This window comes from Deltaproteobacteria bacterium, assembly GCA_016709225.1.
GTDB classification, from domain to species: Bacteria; Myxococcota_A; Polyangia; order Nannocystales; family Nannocystaceae; genus Xiheibacterium; species Xiheibacterium phototrophicum.
Genome location: JADJEE010000012.1, coordinates 1,611,386 through 1,623,965, shown reverse-complemented (window position 1 = coordinate 1,623,965; position 12,580 = coordinate 1,611,386). Strand labels below are relative to the sequence as shown.

Annotated in this window: 13 protein-coding genes; 6 read left to right on the top strand and 7 right to left on the bottom strand. The window is 71.5% G+C overall.

All coding sequences use genetic code 11. The features are described 5' to 3' along the window. Window positions 1–24 precede the first annotated feature (24 nt). Complete coding sequence (locus IPH07_31660; protein ID MBK6921997.1) at window positions 25–351, top strand: hypothetical protein; 327 nt, start codon at window positions 25–27, stop codon at window positions 349–351. Between the two features lie 34 nt (window positions 352–385). On the opposite strand, the gene IPH07_31655 is transcribed toward IPH07_31660, so the two are convergent. The 3 genes from IPH07_31655 to IPH07_31645 are packed head-to-tail and all read right to left on the bottom strand — an operon-like array spanning window position 386 to window position 3,614. Continuing rightward, entirely contained in the window at window positions 386–619 is a 234-nt protein-coding gene (locus IPH07_31655) for a hypothetical protein (GenBank protein ID MBK6921996.1), read from the bottom strand. Beyond that, window positions 616–1,173 carry a sigma-70 family RNA polymerase sigma factor gene (locus tag IPH07_31650; protein ID MBK6921995.1) on the bottom strand — a complete coding sequence of 186 codons (558 nt, stop codon included), beginning with the start codon at window positions 1,171–1,173 and terminating at the stop codon, window positions 616–618. Before IPH07_31650 ends, IPH07_31655 begins: the two co-directional genes overlap by 4 nt. After that, window positions 1,170–3,614 carry a VWA domain-containing protein gene (locus IPH07_31645; protein MBK6921994.1) on the bottom strand — a complete coding sequence of 815 codons (2,445 nt, stop codon included), beginning with the start codon at window positions 3,612–3,614 and terminating at the stop codon, window positions 1,170–1,172. The genes IPH07_31650 and IPH07_31645 overlap by 4 nt, the downstream gene beginning before the upstream one ends. Window positions 3,615–3,810: 196 nt before the next feature. Here IPH07_31645 and IPH07_31640 point away from each other — a divergent pair, with 196 nt between their 5' ends. The 3 genes from IPH07_31640 (at window position 3,811) to IPH07_31630 (ending at window position 6,578) form a co-directional block, all read left to right on the top strand. Next, window positions 3,811–5,433: a B12-binding domain-containing radical SAM protein gene (locus tag IPH07_31640; GenBank protein ID MBK6921993.1), complete on the top strand. Its 1,623-nt coding sequence runs from the start codon at window positions 3,811–3,813 to the stop codon at window positions 5,431–5,433. Window positions 5,434–5,532: 99 nt separating this feature from the next. Continuing rightward, the gene (locus IPH07_31635) at window positions 5,533–6,399 is read left to right on the top strand and encodes a penicillin-insensitive murein endopeptidase (protein MBK6921992.1); all 867 of its coding nucleotides are present in this window, start codon (window positions 5,533–5,535) and stop codon (window positions 6,397–6,399) included. Next, entirely contained in the window at window positions 6,363–6,578 is a 216-nt protein-coding gene (locus IPH07_31630) for a hypothetical protein (protein MBK6921991.1), read from the top strand. The genes IPH07_31635 and IPH07_31630 overlap by 37 nt, the downstream gene beginning before the upstream one ends. 24 nt (window positions 6,579–6,602) lie before the next feature. Here the strand turns inward: IPH07_31630 and IPH07_31625 are convergent, their stop codons facing one another. From IPH07_31625 to IPH07_31615, 3 genes are read right to left on the bottom strand one after another with little or no spacing between them, the layout of a single operon-like run. Further along, window positions 6,603–8,009, bottom strand: coding sequence for a hypothetical protein (locus tag IPH07_31625; GenBank protein ID MBK6921990.1), 1,407 nt, complete (start codon window positions 8,007–8,009; stop codon window positions 6,603–6,605). Beyond that, complete coding sequence (locus IPH07_31620) at window positions 8,006–8,998, bottom strand: tetratricopeptide repeat protein (GenBank protein MBK6921989.1); 993 nt, start codon at window positions 8,996–8,998, stop codon at window positions 8,006–8,008. Before IPH07_31620 ends, IPH07_31625 begins: the two co-directional genes overlap by 4 nt. A 19-nt stretch (window positions 8,999–9,017) precedes the next feature. Further along, window positions 9,018–9,509 carry a hypothetical protein gene (locus IPH07_31615; GenBank protein MBK6921988.1) on the bottom strand — a complete coding sequence of 164 codons (492 nt, stop codon included), beginning with the start codon at window positions 9,507–9,509 and terminating at the stop codon, window positions 9,018–9,020. 196 nt (window positions 9,510–9,705) lie between these two features. Between IPH07_31615 and gshB the strand changes: the two genes are divergently transcribed. Next, window positions 9,706–10,665 (top strand): glutathione synthase, encoded by a 960-nt coding sequence (gene gshB / locus IPH07_31610; GenBank protein MBK6921987.1) that lies wholly within the window; start codon window positions 9,706–9,708, stop codon window positions 10,663–10,665. 21 nt (window positions 10,666–10,686) lie between these two features. Continuing rightward, window positions 10,687–11,439 (top strand): hypothetical protein, encoded by a 753-nt coding sequence (locus IPH07_31605; GenBank protein ID MBK6921986.1) that lies wholly within the window; start codon window positions 10,687–10,689, stop codon window positions 11,437–11,439. Between the two features lie 169 nt (window positions 11,440–11,608). Here IPH07_31605 and IPH07_31600 read toward each other — a convergent pair whose 3' ends face one another. Beyond that, on the bottom strand, window positions 11,609–12,481 hold the full coding sequence (locus IPH07_31600) for a fumarylacetoacetate hydrolase family protein (GenBank protein ID MBK6921985.1): 873 nt from the start codon (window positions 12,479–12,481) through the stop codon (window positions 11,609–11,611). Between the last annotated feature and the right edge of the window lie 99 nt (window positions 12,482–12,580).

The following is a 12,580-nucleotide window of genomic DNA, read 5'->3' as shown; positions in this document are numbered from 1 at the left end:
TCGGGGGGCGGATCGTCGTCCGGGATGGGGGACAGCAGCAGCGGCGGGCCGGCGGATCCGGCGGTCGACATGTGGTCGCCGTGCCAGACGGACAGCGACTGCGCATCGAGCGTGTGCGTCGTGTTGACGGCGGGAGGCCAGATCCTCGGTGGCTACTGCAGCGTCACCCCGTGCGGCAACGCGCCGCAGGATTGCGGCCAACCACCGGCGGGCACCGCATCGCCGATCTGTCTCGACATCATGGACCAGGTCGGACAGCAGCACAGTGTGTGCGGGCTCGACTGCAGCGGCGGGGGGAGCTGCCCTCCCGGCCTGGCCTGCGTCGCCGAAGTGGGATCGATCTGCGTCTGAAGACGCGGGGCGCTCGGTCCGACCGTCGTCGATCTCAACCACCGCCGCGGATGCGCGCGAGCACGGCCTTGGCGGTGCTCGAGAGCCCCGCAGGGTCCAGCGCGGCCTCGAGGCGGCGCCACGCGGCCGCCAGGGCCGCGGCCGCGCGACGATCGTCGTCGTCGAGGTCGTGCCACGCGGGGTGATCGCGGACCTCGCCGGTGGCGGAGCGCGGCCGCCAGGCGCCCGCCACCTGCTCGATGAGATTGCGTCGTTCGTCGTCGGTCATCGCAGCTCCGCCTGGATGTCGACACCGTGGTCGGCCAGACACTGCGCGAGCAGCTTGCGCGCGCGGGTGAAGTTCTGCAGGAACGTGTTGGTGCGCATGCCGAGCGACTCGGCGATTTCTGGGTCGGCGCGCCACGGGCCGTCGAGGCGGGCTTGCAGCGCTCGCGCCGGCTGAGCCGGCAGCTTCTCGTGACACTTCGCGATGACTTCGCGCAGCAGCGGGTCGGGTGTCTCGGGCACCACCGATGGCTCGGGCCCGTCCTCACCCACGGCCAGCTGCGGTCGCCGACGGCGGGTCTCACTGATCGCGAGGTTGCGAGCGATGCGAATCGCGAAGCGCAGCAGCGACTGCGGTCGACCGTCGGGCACCACACGGCCGGCGGCCTGCCACACCCGCAGGAGTGCCTCCTGCAGCACCGCCTCGACGTCGATCGCGGCGGCGAACGAGAGCAGGCTGTCGCGCACGCGCGCCTCGGCGCCGGCGACGAAGCGCCCGAAGGCGTCCGCGTCGCCGGCGACGATGGCCGGGAGCAGCGTGTCGAGATCGACCGTCACGACACCTCCAGGTGGAGCTGCGGATCGACGATGACGTGGGTCAGTCGTCCCAGCGCGGGTGAGGGGGTGACGCCGCCGTCGGCCGCGGCCACGCACACCAGGCGCAGCTGCAGCCCCGAGCCGTGGACGCCGGGTGCGGTGCTGCGCGAGGCGTCGACGCGCATCTGCAGCCGCTGACCGTCGGCGAACACCAGCGTCACGTGTGCGGGCGGTTGCCACGCGAGTGCCTCGGTCGGCGATTCGAGCTCGAGCGCGAGGTCGCCGTCGGCGAGCCAGTAGGCGCGCGCCCGCAGCACGCGGATCGCGATGCCCTCGGCGTCGGACTCGGATGCGTGCGCCGGGCCTCCGGAGTCCTCGCCGATCGCGATCGGTGCGGCGCGCTCGTCGAGCGCATCGCGCTGCTCGACCATCTTCTTGCCCTTGCGAGCGTCCTGGCCGCGGGGTGGCGCAGCACTGGGCGCGGGCGCCGGTGGGGCCGCTGCAGCCGGCGGAGCTTGCCGCCGAACCGCGCGCGCGACGATGCTGGTCACCCTGGTTTGCTCGCCGGCCCCGCCCGCGGAGGCGGCGGCGAAGCCCTGCGCGGGCCCGAGGCCGGCAGCGCTCGGGCGCAGACCCAAGCCCTCGGCCGACACGCCGTGCGGCAGCATGTGCGGCATCGTCTCGTGTCGCGTCGGTTGGCGCGGATCGACGCCCGGCGTCTCGTCGATCGCGATCCACGAGGTCATGCGCGTGGCGATGCCGAACGCCAGCGCGTGGGCGGTGAGGCGCTGTTCTTCGGTCTTGCGCGGAGCTCCGGCCGCGATGCCGAGCTCGATCCACTCGGCGCGCTCACGCGCGAAGCGGGTGATGATCGCCGCATTGCCTACGCCCGAGCGCAGTGTCGGGACCTCGACGTGCTGCGCCCAGGCGCCGCCGGCGGTGCGGCCCCGCACGCGCAACGAGCCACCCTCGGGCCTCACGCGCAGCGAGATCGACGCGGGCGTCCCCCGCAGTAGATCGGGCAGGCGCGGCGACGCGGGCTCCATCAGCGCGTCACCGTCGATCTCGAGGTCGACCACGAGCGGCGCGGTGGTGTGGGCGAGCAGCCGCGTGATCGCACGCTCGGGATCCTCGTCGACGCCGATCACGATCTCGACGCCACGCCCGGCCTGGGCGGCCCCCTCGGTGAGCGAGCGGTTCACCGCGGAGCCCACGCCCACGGTGTGCACGCGGCACGCCGAGGGCATGCGCGTGAGGATCTCGGCGACGATCTCCTGCTCGAACCCGATCTGGCCGTCGGTGACCAGCACGATCTGTCGCTGGGCCTCGTCGCGCAGGGACGACAACGCGGCCGAGATCCCCGAGCGCATCTCGGTGCCGCCACTGGCTCGTAGCGCGCCGACCCACGCCTTGGCGAGGGCTCGGTTCGCTGCGCTCGCGAACACCGGCGCGCCCGCGTAGCTGCGGACCGCGCTGGAGAACTCGAGTAGCTCGAGGCGATCGTGCTCGCCGAGCGTGTCGATGAGCGCGCAGGTCAGCCGCTGCGACTGCTGCAGCGGCGCGCCGGACATCGAGCCGCTGGTGTCGAGCAGCACGATGAGGTCGCGGGGCACCGGGACCGCAGGGTGGGCGAGATCGGGCGGGACGATCGTCAGGCGCGCGAAGCACTGGTGCGCGAGCCTGTGCTCCGGCTTCGGGCGGGCACACGCGATGCGCACGCACGCGGTCGGACAGGTGACGGGCCACCGCACGACGACATCGCGGTCGAGCGCGGCGGCGCCGTCGGCGAACGTGACGTGGCAGCCATCGCTGGTGCTCGCATGGATCGGATGCGAGGGCGATTCGGGGGCCGCACCCTCGAGCGCGTCGGCGATCGTCAGCTGCAGCGACATCGCGACCGGGATGTCATCGAGGGTCGTCGGCGTGCTCACGCGCTCGGCATCGTGGACGCGACCGGGCGCCCCGAGGTAGCGCGGCGAGACCACGGTCGGGAAGCGGAACTCCCAGCCGCCGCCGCGCTCGGCGATCCAGGCCAGCTTCTGATCGAGCTGCAGCTCCACCGTCACGGTCGCACCCGGCGGCAGGTTGCCCAGCTCCTGCGTGAAGAGGCTGCTGCGCTCCTGCTCCAGCAGGGCTGCGGTGTGGCCGGCAACCAGCGCCTCCTCGAAGCGCTCGCGCGCACGATCGCGGCGCTCGACCGTGCCGATGATCTCGCGCTCGCCGATACGGAAGCGGTAGCCACAGACCGCCGCATCGGGCGGTAGCGGCACGCGATAGGTCACGCGCAGCGGTTCGTCGTGGATGTTCGCGAATACCTGGCGAAGCACCACGTGGGCGAGGCCGGCGCCCGCATCGACCTCCAGCGCCGTCGCTCGCAGCGGCAACGTGCGGCCGTGGGTATCGACGAGCGTGGCACCCGTGGCGTGGGACTCGGCGGACATGGAGTGGGCGGAGGCGATCATGGCGGAACCCTTTCGCCGCGGGGGGTGGAAGCGTCGCGGCGCCCCACCAACGCAGGGGCCCGCGAATCCGTGACAAGCCGGAGGGCGATGACCGGCGCGGGCGCTGGCGCCCGCCTTCACCGTGGGTGTGCAGACGATCAGCCGCGGCGACCGAACCGCGACAGTCGCCGCGGGCGCGGCTTGCTACGGTCGACCGATGCGCGCGCTGCTCGTCTATGCACAGTTCCCCAAGACGTACTGGGGCATCGAATACGGCCTGCGAATCGCGGGCAAGCGCGCCTCGCTACCGCCGCTGGGGCTGGTGACCATGGCGGCGGTGCTACCCAGCGCGTGGCGGCTCCGGCTGGTCGACATGAACGTGCAGTCGCTCGACGACGAGGCCCTGCAGTGGGCCGATGTCGTGCTGGTCGGCGGCATGCACATCCAGGGCGATTCGATGCGCGAGGTGATCCGCCGCGCGCACGCCCTGGGCAAGCGCGCCGTCGTTGGTGGCCCTGGGCCGACGACCGCGCCCGAGACCTTCCCCGAGGCCGACGCGATCTTCGGCGGCGAGGTCGAAGGCCGCGAGGCCGAGCTGCTGGCGCTGATCGAGGCGCAGCGACCCGCCGCACACGCGCCTGCGGGCGAGCAGCGCCGCGTCGATCTCGACAAGTCGGCGCGACCCGACGTGAAGCGCTCGCCGGTGCCGCGCTACGAGCTGCTGCGCATGCAGGAGTACACCAGCATGTCGGTGCAGTACTCGCGCGGTTGCCCCTTCACCTGCGAGTTCTGCGACATCATCGAGATCTTCGGTCGGCTGCCACGCATGAAGACGCCCGCGCAGGTGCTCGGCGAGCTCGACCGCCTGTACGAGCTGGGTTGGCGCGGCTCGGTGTTCGTGGTCGACGACAACTTCATCGGCAACCTCCGCGAGGTCCGCAAGCTGCTGCCCGAGCTGACCGCGTGGCAGCGCGCACGTGGCACGCCGTACGAGCTCTACACCGAGGCCAGCGTCAACCTCGCGAAGGAGACCGAGGTGGTGGCGCAGATGGTCACCGCCGGCTTCTCGTCGGTGTTCCTCGGCATCGAGACGCCGTCCGGCGTGTCGTTGGCGGCGGCCAAGAAGCGACAGAACCTCAAGCTCGATCTGGTCGAAGCGGTCGACATGTTGACGCGTGCCGGCCTCGAGGTGATGGGCGGCTTCATCGTCGGCTTCGATACCGACGACGTCGGTGCGTTCGAGATCCAGCGCGAGTTCCTCGCCGATGCGCCGATTCCCCTGGCGATGATCGGCATGCTCACGGCGCTGCCCGGCACCGCGCTGTGGCGACGGCTCGGCGCCGAAGGCCGCCTGCGCACCGGCTTCATGGGCGACGCATTCGGGCGGCCCAACTTCGTGACCGCCATGGACGAGGAAACCCTGCTGTCGGGCTACGCGGCGCTCATGCGCGAGCTGTACTCGGTCGAGGGCTATCTGCGACGGTGCATGGCGTACCTCGAGCGCACGCCGGTGCGGGCCAGCAGCCCGCGGCTGCGCGCGGGCTGGGAGCGCATCCTGCTGCGCTCGGTGTGGCACCTCGGCGTCAAGAGCCCGCGCCGCAGGATCTTCTGGGCGCTGCTGACCAAGGTGCTGCGCCGCTCGCCAGGCCACGTCGCGTGGGCGTTCGAGAAGGCGATCCAGGGCGAGCACTTCCTGCGCTACACGCAGGAGGACGTGTTGCCGATGGTCGAACGCGCCCTCGCGGCGGTGCGTCGCGAGCGGGCCAGTGGTGTCGCGCCGACCGCTGCGCCGACCCCCGCGCCGCCGCGCATGCGCTTCGCGCTGCCGATCGCGACCTGAACGCCGCCCTGACGAAGCACCCGAACGCGCGACGATTCCTTGCGTGACCCCCCACCGCCGGCGCACGATTTCGTCGTGCACGCGCATGGGCGAGTTTGCATGCTCCTGTTGGCCGCCGGTGCGATCGCGTGCGACCGGCCCGAGCCCGCGCGGGCCGGCGCCAAGGCCCCCGAGGCCGAGCCGGCGCCGGTTCCGGTGGCCGCGGCGACGCAACCCGAGCCCGCGCCGGTGCCGGCACCCCCCGAGGTCCCCGGTGGCGGGCCCGATCCGCTCACGCTCGATCCGTCCCACTCGACCTCGATCGGCAGCCCCAACGAGGGCGCACTCGAGGGCGGTGTGCCGCTGCCGCTCTCGGGCCCCGGCTACCGCTTCTCGCCGCGCAAGAAGCCCGAGCGTCGCCACGGCACGGTCGAGCTGGTCGCCGCGCTCGTGCGTGCCGCAGTCGCGGTGCACGAGCAGCTGCCCGGCTCGACGCTGACCTTCGGCGACATCGGCATGCCCGAGGGTGGCGAGATCGTCGGCCACGGCTCGCATCGCGCCGGTCGTGACGCGGACGTGATGTTCTATCTGCTGCACGAAGACGGCACCCCCGCCGAGGGCAAGGCGGTGCCACTCGATCCCGAGGGCAACGGCACCGACTACAAAGACCTCGCGATCGCCGACGACGACGTGCCGCTGTCGATCGATCTGCCGCGCACCTGGGCATTCGTCGCGGTGTTGCTGGCCGACGAGACCCTGCAGGTGCAGCAGATCTTCATCGTCGAGCACCTACGCACGCTGCTGCTGGCCGAGGCCAAGCGCGCAAAGGCGCCGGCCGAGATCGTGCAGCGCTTCGCCGACGTCACCTGTCAGCCGCGGTTCCCCACGACGATCACATGCACATCCGTGTGTTCTGCACCGCGCAGGACATCGCTGGCGGCTGCAACGACGTGGCGCCGATCTACCCCTGGCAGCGCGCGTTGCTGAAGTCGCAGGGCGCCGCCGTGGTGGCGCCGGGCAAGCGCAAGACCAAGCGGCCCAAGCTCACCAGCGTCGAGGAGGCGCGCGAGAAGGCCGGGCCCATGCACGCCGACGTGGTCGCGTTCCTCGATCGACGCGCGGCCTGGGCCAAGCCGGCACACCCGGGCCGGAAGTACTGCAAGTAGGCTCGAGCGAGCCGCGCGGCGGGCTCAAGCGATCACGCGCACGTCGGGGGTCCACACGCCGGTCGCGAGCTCGGTGACGCGGCGTTCGGTCTCCGACGCTGCGGTGCCGGCCGCGAGCACGATCACCCGTGGTGCGTCGAGCTCGGAGCGCTCGCGCAACCACGCGTACGCCGGTGAGCGCAGGCGGAGGTTGTCGTCGATGCGGGTCGACAGCCGACGCGCCAGCTCCGGCCGCACGAAGCCCTGCAGCTCGATGCGACACAGCAGTGCGCGGGGGCGGCGGGTGCCCTCGTTGCCCTGCAGCGAGCGCGGCGACAGCTCGGTCTCACCAAACGGATCGCCGAGCCGACTCGACGACGACGGCGGCGACGGCACGAACGCGAGGCTCTGCGGATCGGGGCCGATCTCGGCGCTGACGAGCGCGGGATCTTCGGGCGCCAGGGCCTGACGCACCGACGCCGTGAGCCACGCGCCGGCGACCGTGCATCCCTCGAGGGCGACATCGGGTGGCGGCGTCGATAGTCGCACCACGCGAACCCGGGGGTGCGGCGCCGCGTGGGTCGGCGGATCGAAGCCGACCACGCGCACGTGCTGCTCGGTGCGCAGTCGCAGCATGCCCAGGGGCGACGACACCACGACCTCGTAGCGATGCCCGAGCAGCGCCTGTTCGGGCAGGATCGTTCGCTCGGCGTAGATGCGACGACCGTCGTCCTCGGGGTTCGAGTACGGCAGCAGCTCGAGCAGCTGGGTGCCGACCGCGAGCGTGATCGAGTCCTGCGGGGCGCGCAGGCTCGGCACCGCACATCGCAGGCCGCGGAAGAACCATCCGATCGCGTGGACCGACACGCCGGTCTGCGGTGGGCGCGAGAGATCGTGCTGGCACAGCACCCCACGCAAGCCCGGAAACATGCGGCGCAGCGGCATGCGCTGCACCCGTTGCAACCATGCGCACGTCAGCGCGCTGGGCACGACCAGCACGTCGGGATCGAACGCGCGCAGGCGCTCGAGCACACGCGGCGCGTCGTCGAGGCGGTCGAGGTGGAACAGCTCGCCGCCCAACCCCCGCAGATCGTCGCGCAGGGTTCGCTCGGCCAGCGGATCGGCGCCGTGGGCGTGCAGCGAGGCGACCCGCGCGATCGGGGCCGCACCCAGTCGCTCGCGCCACACCGCGATCACCTGCTCGCGCTCGAGCGTGGCGCCGGCCAACGACATCGCGCCGCTCTCGGCGTCGTCGATCACGCCGAAGCCGAGCGGATTCTCGATGTCCCGCTCGTGGCGGGCCCGGTCGAAGATCGGCACGCTGGCCCGGAAGTCGGCCAGCGACGCGATGCGGCCCAGGCCCAGGCGCTGGCCCACGCGGGTGGGGCCGAGCTGCTCGAGCGTTCGCACGAGCGCCTGTTCGCGCGCGCGCGTCGCGATTTCGCGGGTCACGGCTGCAGTTCGTCGCGCAGCTCGAGCGCGACCTGGGCCGCGCACTCGCGACGGGCCTCGAGCGCGTCGTCGCGGAGCTCCGGCGCGACCGCGGCCACCGCCGCGACGTAGCGCTCGAGGTGCGCCAGCGCCTGCAGCTTGCCGCCGACCTGCAGCAGCGCGCGCGCCAGACCATAGTGGGCCTCGACCCAGTCGGGCTGCGTGCGCAGGACCTGACGGTAGGCCGAGATCGCGGCCTCGGTATCACCGGCCTGCAGCGTCAGCTCCGCGAGGTTGCACTGCGCCTCGGCCTGATCGGGATCGTGCTGCAGCGCGATCTCGAAGTGCTCGCGCGCGGCCTCGGTGTCGCCGAGCTCGGCCAGCAGGCCGCCGAGGTTGGTCCACGCGGCGGCCAGCGCCGGATCGAGGCCGATCGCGGTCTCGTAGGCGTGGCGCGCCGCGGCCAGGCCCGCGAGATCGCCGGGCGCACCATCGCGCTCGCGCTCGAGCTCGCAGCCGCGCAGGAACCAGTCGTGGGCGGAGGTCGGCTCGCCGTGCTCCGGGTTGCTGGGCATCGCCAGCACGCGCGCGGCCTGCTCGTGCAGGCTCGACACCGCGAAGTCGAGCACCAGCTGGCCGCTCTCGGCCTCGAAGCTGTGCTCGCCCTCGTCGACCAACACGCGGTCCTGATCGCAGCGGATGCGCAGACGCGACAGCGAGGTGTCGATGCCGGGCAGGTTCGCGCGCAGCGTCGACAACGAGCGACGGATGCGACGCAGACTCGCGCCCTCGTCGACCAGCGCCTTGGCGACCTTCACCGCGATGAGATCGCGGAAGCTGTACAGCGAGCGGCCCTCGATGCGCAGCGACGGCACGATGAAGCCGGTCTGCGACCAGTAACGCAGGCGATGCTCGGGCACGGCGAAGAGTCGTGCGACCTCGCGAACGCCGTAGCCACCGGGCTCGCTGGGTTCGATGTCGGGAAGATCGATGGAGGCGCCAACGCTCATGCTTCGGAGGATCCCCAGGCTAACCCCGTCGGTGCGCGCGTGGCCAGCCCGCCAGATCGCCGTCGATCAGCACGCGCACGCCGTCGGCACGGACATGGATTTCCAGCGAGAGATCGAGCGCGTCGGGCGCGAGCTCGGCGAGCTCGGCCAGTCGTGGGCGTGCGAGCGCGACCAGTCGCGGGCGTAGCACGGTGGCGTCGCGCAGCAGCTCGGCGATGCGCTCGGCGGTCGCGGCATCGGGTGGCTCGCGGAATCGGTTGGCGCAGCGCGGGAGATCGATCGTGATCATCACCGTCGCGAACACCTGTCGCGGACCGGGTCGCGACTCACCGAGCTCGTGACTTCCTTCGATCACGACCTCGGCGTGCTCGAGCAGGAGATCGAGCGCGCCCGCCGAGAGCGTCTCGCGGACCTCGCGACGGATCAGCCGAATGCGCGAGACCTTCGCCCACGCCGGTGGCGGCATCGCACCGGCGCCGGTGCGGGTCGATCGCCGCGGCGTCGCGACCACGCGCGCCTGACCGCGCGGGCGTGGGTCTCGGGTCCCGGTGCGTTTCGCGGCCGCCGACACTTGTAGGCCCGTATCCTACCGAGGCCGTCCGCGTCGATCCAAGAAACCATCCGATCGCGCGTCGCCGCGGGCGGGTCGATCGGGCGGGTTCCCCAAGCATGGTCCGCATGGGATGCTGCGCCGAAAGCGAGCGTCCATGGATGTTCTGTTCGTCTGCGATCCGCCGGAGTCGTTCGCACCCCGTGCGGACTCGACCCTGGTGATGATCGACGAAGCGATCCGACGCGGACATCGCCCGTACGTGGCGATGCTCTCGGATCTGGTGCTGCGCGAGGCCCAGGCCCACGTGCGCGCGACCGCGGTGGCGATGGCGCCCGAGGCCCCGTTGCGGACCGTGCGGGGCGAGGTCCAGTGGCGATCGATGGCGGAGTTCGGCGTGGTGCTCATGCGCAAGGACCCGCCGTTCGATCAGGGCTACCTGACCGCGACGTGGATCCTCGATCGCGCGGGTACGGCGGTCTTCAACGCGCCCTCGGGCCTGCGCGACTTCAACGAGAAGCTGTCGACGGCGGCGTTCGCCGATCTCACGCCCAAGACCCACGTGGTCCGCGATCCCGCGGAGCTGCGACGGACGCTCGAGCTGCTCGGCGGTGCGATGATCGTGAAGCCGGTGTTCGGCTTCGGCGGCCGCGAGGTGCTGCTGGCCCGCGCCGACGATCCCAACCTCGGCAGCCTGTTCGAGCTCGCAACCGCCGACGGCACCCGCTGGACCATCGCCCAGCAGTACATCCCGGCCGCCAGTGTCGGTGACAAGCGCATCCTCTTGGTCGACGGTGAGCCGATCGGCGCGGTGCTGCGCGTGCCTGCGAGCGGCGAGCTTCGCAACAACTTCCACGCCGGCGGTCGGCCGGTCGTCACCGAGCTCGATGCGGCCGATCGCGCGATCTGCTCGCGCGTGGGGCCGGTCTTGCGCGAAGCAGGGCAGTTCTTCGTCGGAATCGATGTCATTGGCGGCCTGCTCACGGAAATCAACGTGACCAGCCCAACCGGGATGCAGGAGATCAACCAACTCGGTGGCCTCCGTGACGACGACACGATGCAGGCCCGCTTCTGGGCGGCCCTCGAACGAAAGCTTGGCTACACCGCCAAGAAGTGACACTGTTGGCCGAGCGTACCGATGCCCGATTCAACGAGCTTCCAGCAGCTTCTGCGCAGCGAACTCCCCCGCTTGTACGCGTTCGCGTATCACATGTGCGGAAGCCGTGAGGAGGCCCAGACGGCGGTGCGTCAGCTCGTGGTCGACGCGCGGGCCCAGGGCGACGAGAAGTTCCTGTCGGCGCCCAAGCCCAGCGACGCGCTGCTCGGGCTGCTCGCGCGATCGCTCGAGGAGTCGCTCGGCCGCAAGTCCGACTACAGCTTCGAAGGCCTCGACGAGATCCTGCGCAGCGACATCACGCGGCCCATCGATCTCACCGGTGGTCCGCTGGGCGGCGATCCGGCGCGCCTGCACACGATGCTGTGGGAGCTCAAGCGCACCTGTCTGACGGCGACGCTGTCGTGCCTGCCGCCGGGCGTGCGGGTCTCGTTCGTGCTCACCGACCTCATGGGCTTCGGCCCGGTCGAGGCCGCCGACCTGCTCAACATCAAGGAGAGCGCCTACCGCGTGCGCCTCACCCGCGCACGCAAGCGCGTCGAAGACTACCTCACGCCGCGCTGCACCCACGTCGACAACCAGAACCCGTGCACCTGCACCGGTCGCCTGCTCATCGCGATGGAGGCCAACTTCGTCAAGGCGCCGCCGCACGGGCTCGACATCCCCCACGAGCCGCACGACGCCGATGGCCCGCGCCGCGACATGGGCAGCCTGTACCGCAGCCTGCCGGTCGTGCGCATGCTCGACGACGAGCTCGAGCGGCTGATCTCGGGCTAGTACCTCGACACAGCGATAGTGATGGGTCAGAACGCCGTCATGGCCGCGACTCCGCAAGGCGCCGTGCCGCCGGAATACCGGGCGTATTTTCAAGGCGCGGCAACGCAGCGAGGCGCGGTCAGGGCGGTGTTATGGCCCGTCACTATCGCTGTGTCGAGGTACTAGCCCGCTACCGCACGGGGGTCGCCAGGCGACCGAGCTCGAAGCCGGTCATGCCGACCGCGGTCACGCAGCCCGGCGCGAGCGCGCTGACGCCCTCCGGCGTGCCGGTGAAGATCAGGTCGCCCGGCTCGAGCGTCATGCAAGCGGCGACGTACGCGAGCACGTACGGAATGTCGAAGATCATGTCCGACAGCGGCGCGTCCTGTCGCAGCGCGTCGTCGACGAAGCCTTGGATGCGCGCGTCGGCGGGCGGGGCTGCACCGCCGTGCACGCGGATGAACGAACCCAGCGGCGCGAAGCCGTCGAAGCCCTTGGCGCGGGTCCACTGCTTGTCGAGCTTCTGCAGGTCGCGGTTCGACACGTCGTTGCCGAGCACGTAGCCGAACACGTGCTCGAGCGCGCGCTCGCGATCGAAGCTGTGGCCGGTGCGGCCGACCACCACCACCAGCTCGGCCTCCATGTCGATGCGCTCGTAGCCCCGCGGCAGCGACAACGGTGCTCCCGACGGCAACAACGCGGTCGCAGGCTTGCTGAAGAGCAGCGGCTCGGTCGGCACCTCGTTGCCCATCTCCTTGGCGTGGGCGGCGTAGTTGCGACCGACGCAGATGATCTTGCCGGGGCGCAGCGGTGCACGCAGCGTCAGATCGCGGATCGGCGCCCGCAGGACCTCGGGCCGATCGGGCAGCGACGCGGCGAGCTCGGCGGCGTCGCCCGGGGCCTCGCCGCTGAGGGCCGGCGTGGCCGCGGCGAAGGGATCATCGATGGCGGTCGCGACGTCGTCGGGCGTCGGTGCGCGCCCGTCGGTTCGCACGCGCACGTAGAGCTGTCGCGCGCGGCCGGGTCGAGAAGCGCGACCGATCCAGATCACCTCGTGACTCACGTCGACCTCCGTTCGAAACGGTCCCACGCGTGGCGATGGCGTCGCGCTTCGGCGTGGGGGCGAGCGCGACGGGTCCCTGTCCCGTGCGAGGCAATGGTA

Bases quoted from the DNA above. Each gene is read 5' to 3' on its own strand.
- IPH07_31620 (MBK6921989.1), bottom strand. From the start codon at position 8,998: ATGAGCGTTGGCGCCTCCATCGATCTTCCCGACATCGAACCCAGCGAG.
- IPH07_31645 (MBK6921994.1), bottom strand. From the start codon at position 3,614: ATGATCGCCTCCGCCCACTCCATGTCCGCCGAGTCCCACGCCACGGGT.
- IPH07_31635 (MBK6921992.1), top strand. From the start codon at position 5,533: ATGCTCCTGTTGGCCGCCGGTGCGATCGCGTGCGACCGGCCCGAGCCC.
- IPH07_31640 (MBK6921993.1), top strand. From the start codon at position 3,811: ATGCGCGCGCTGCTCGTCTATGCACAGTTCCCCAAGACGTACTGGGGC.
- IPH07_31605 (MBK6921986.1), top strand. From the start codon at position 10,687: ATGCCCGATTCAACGAGCTTCCAGCAGCTTCTGCGCAGCGAACTCCCC.
- IPH07_31660 (MBK6921997.1), top strand. From the start codon at position 25: ATGGGGGACAGCAGCAGCGGCGGGCCGGCGGATCCGGCGGTCGACATG.
- IPH07_31655 (MBK6921996.1), bottom strand. From the start codon at position 619: ATGACCGACGACGAACGACGCAATCTCATCGAGCAGGTGGCGGGCGCC.
- gshB (MBK6921987.1), top strand. From the start codon at position 9,706: ATGGATGTTCTGTTCGTCTGCGATCCGCCGGAGTCGTTCGCACCCCGT.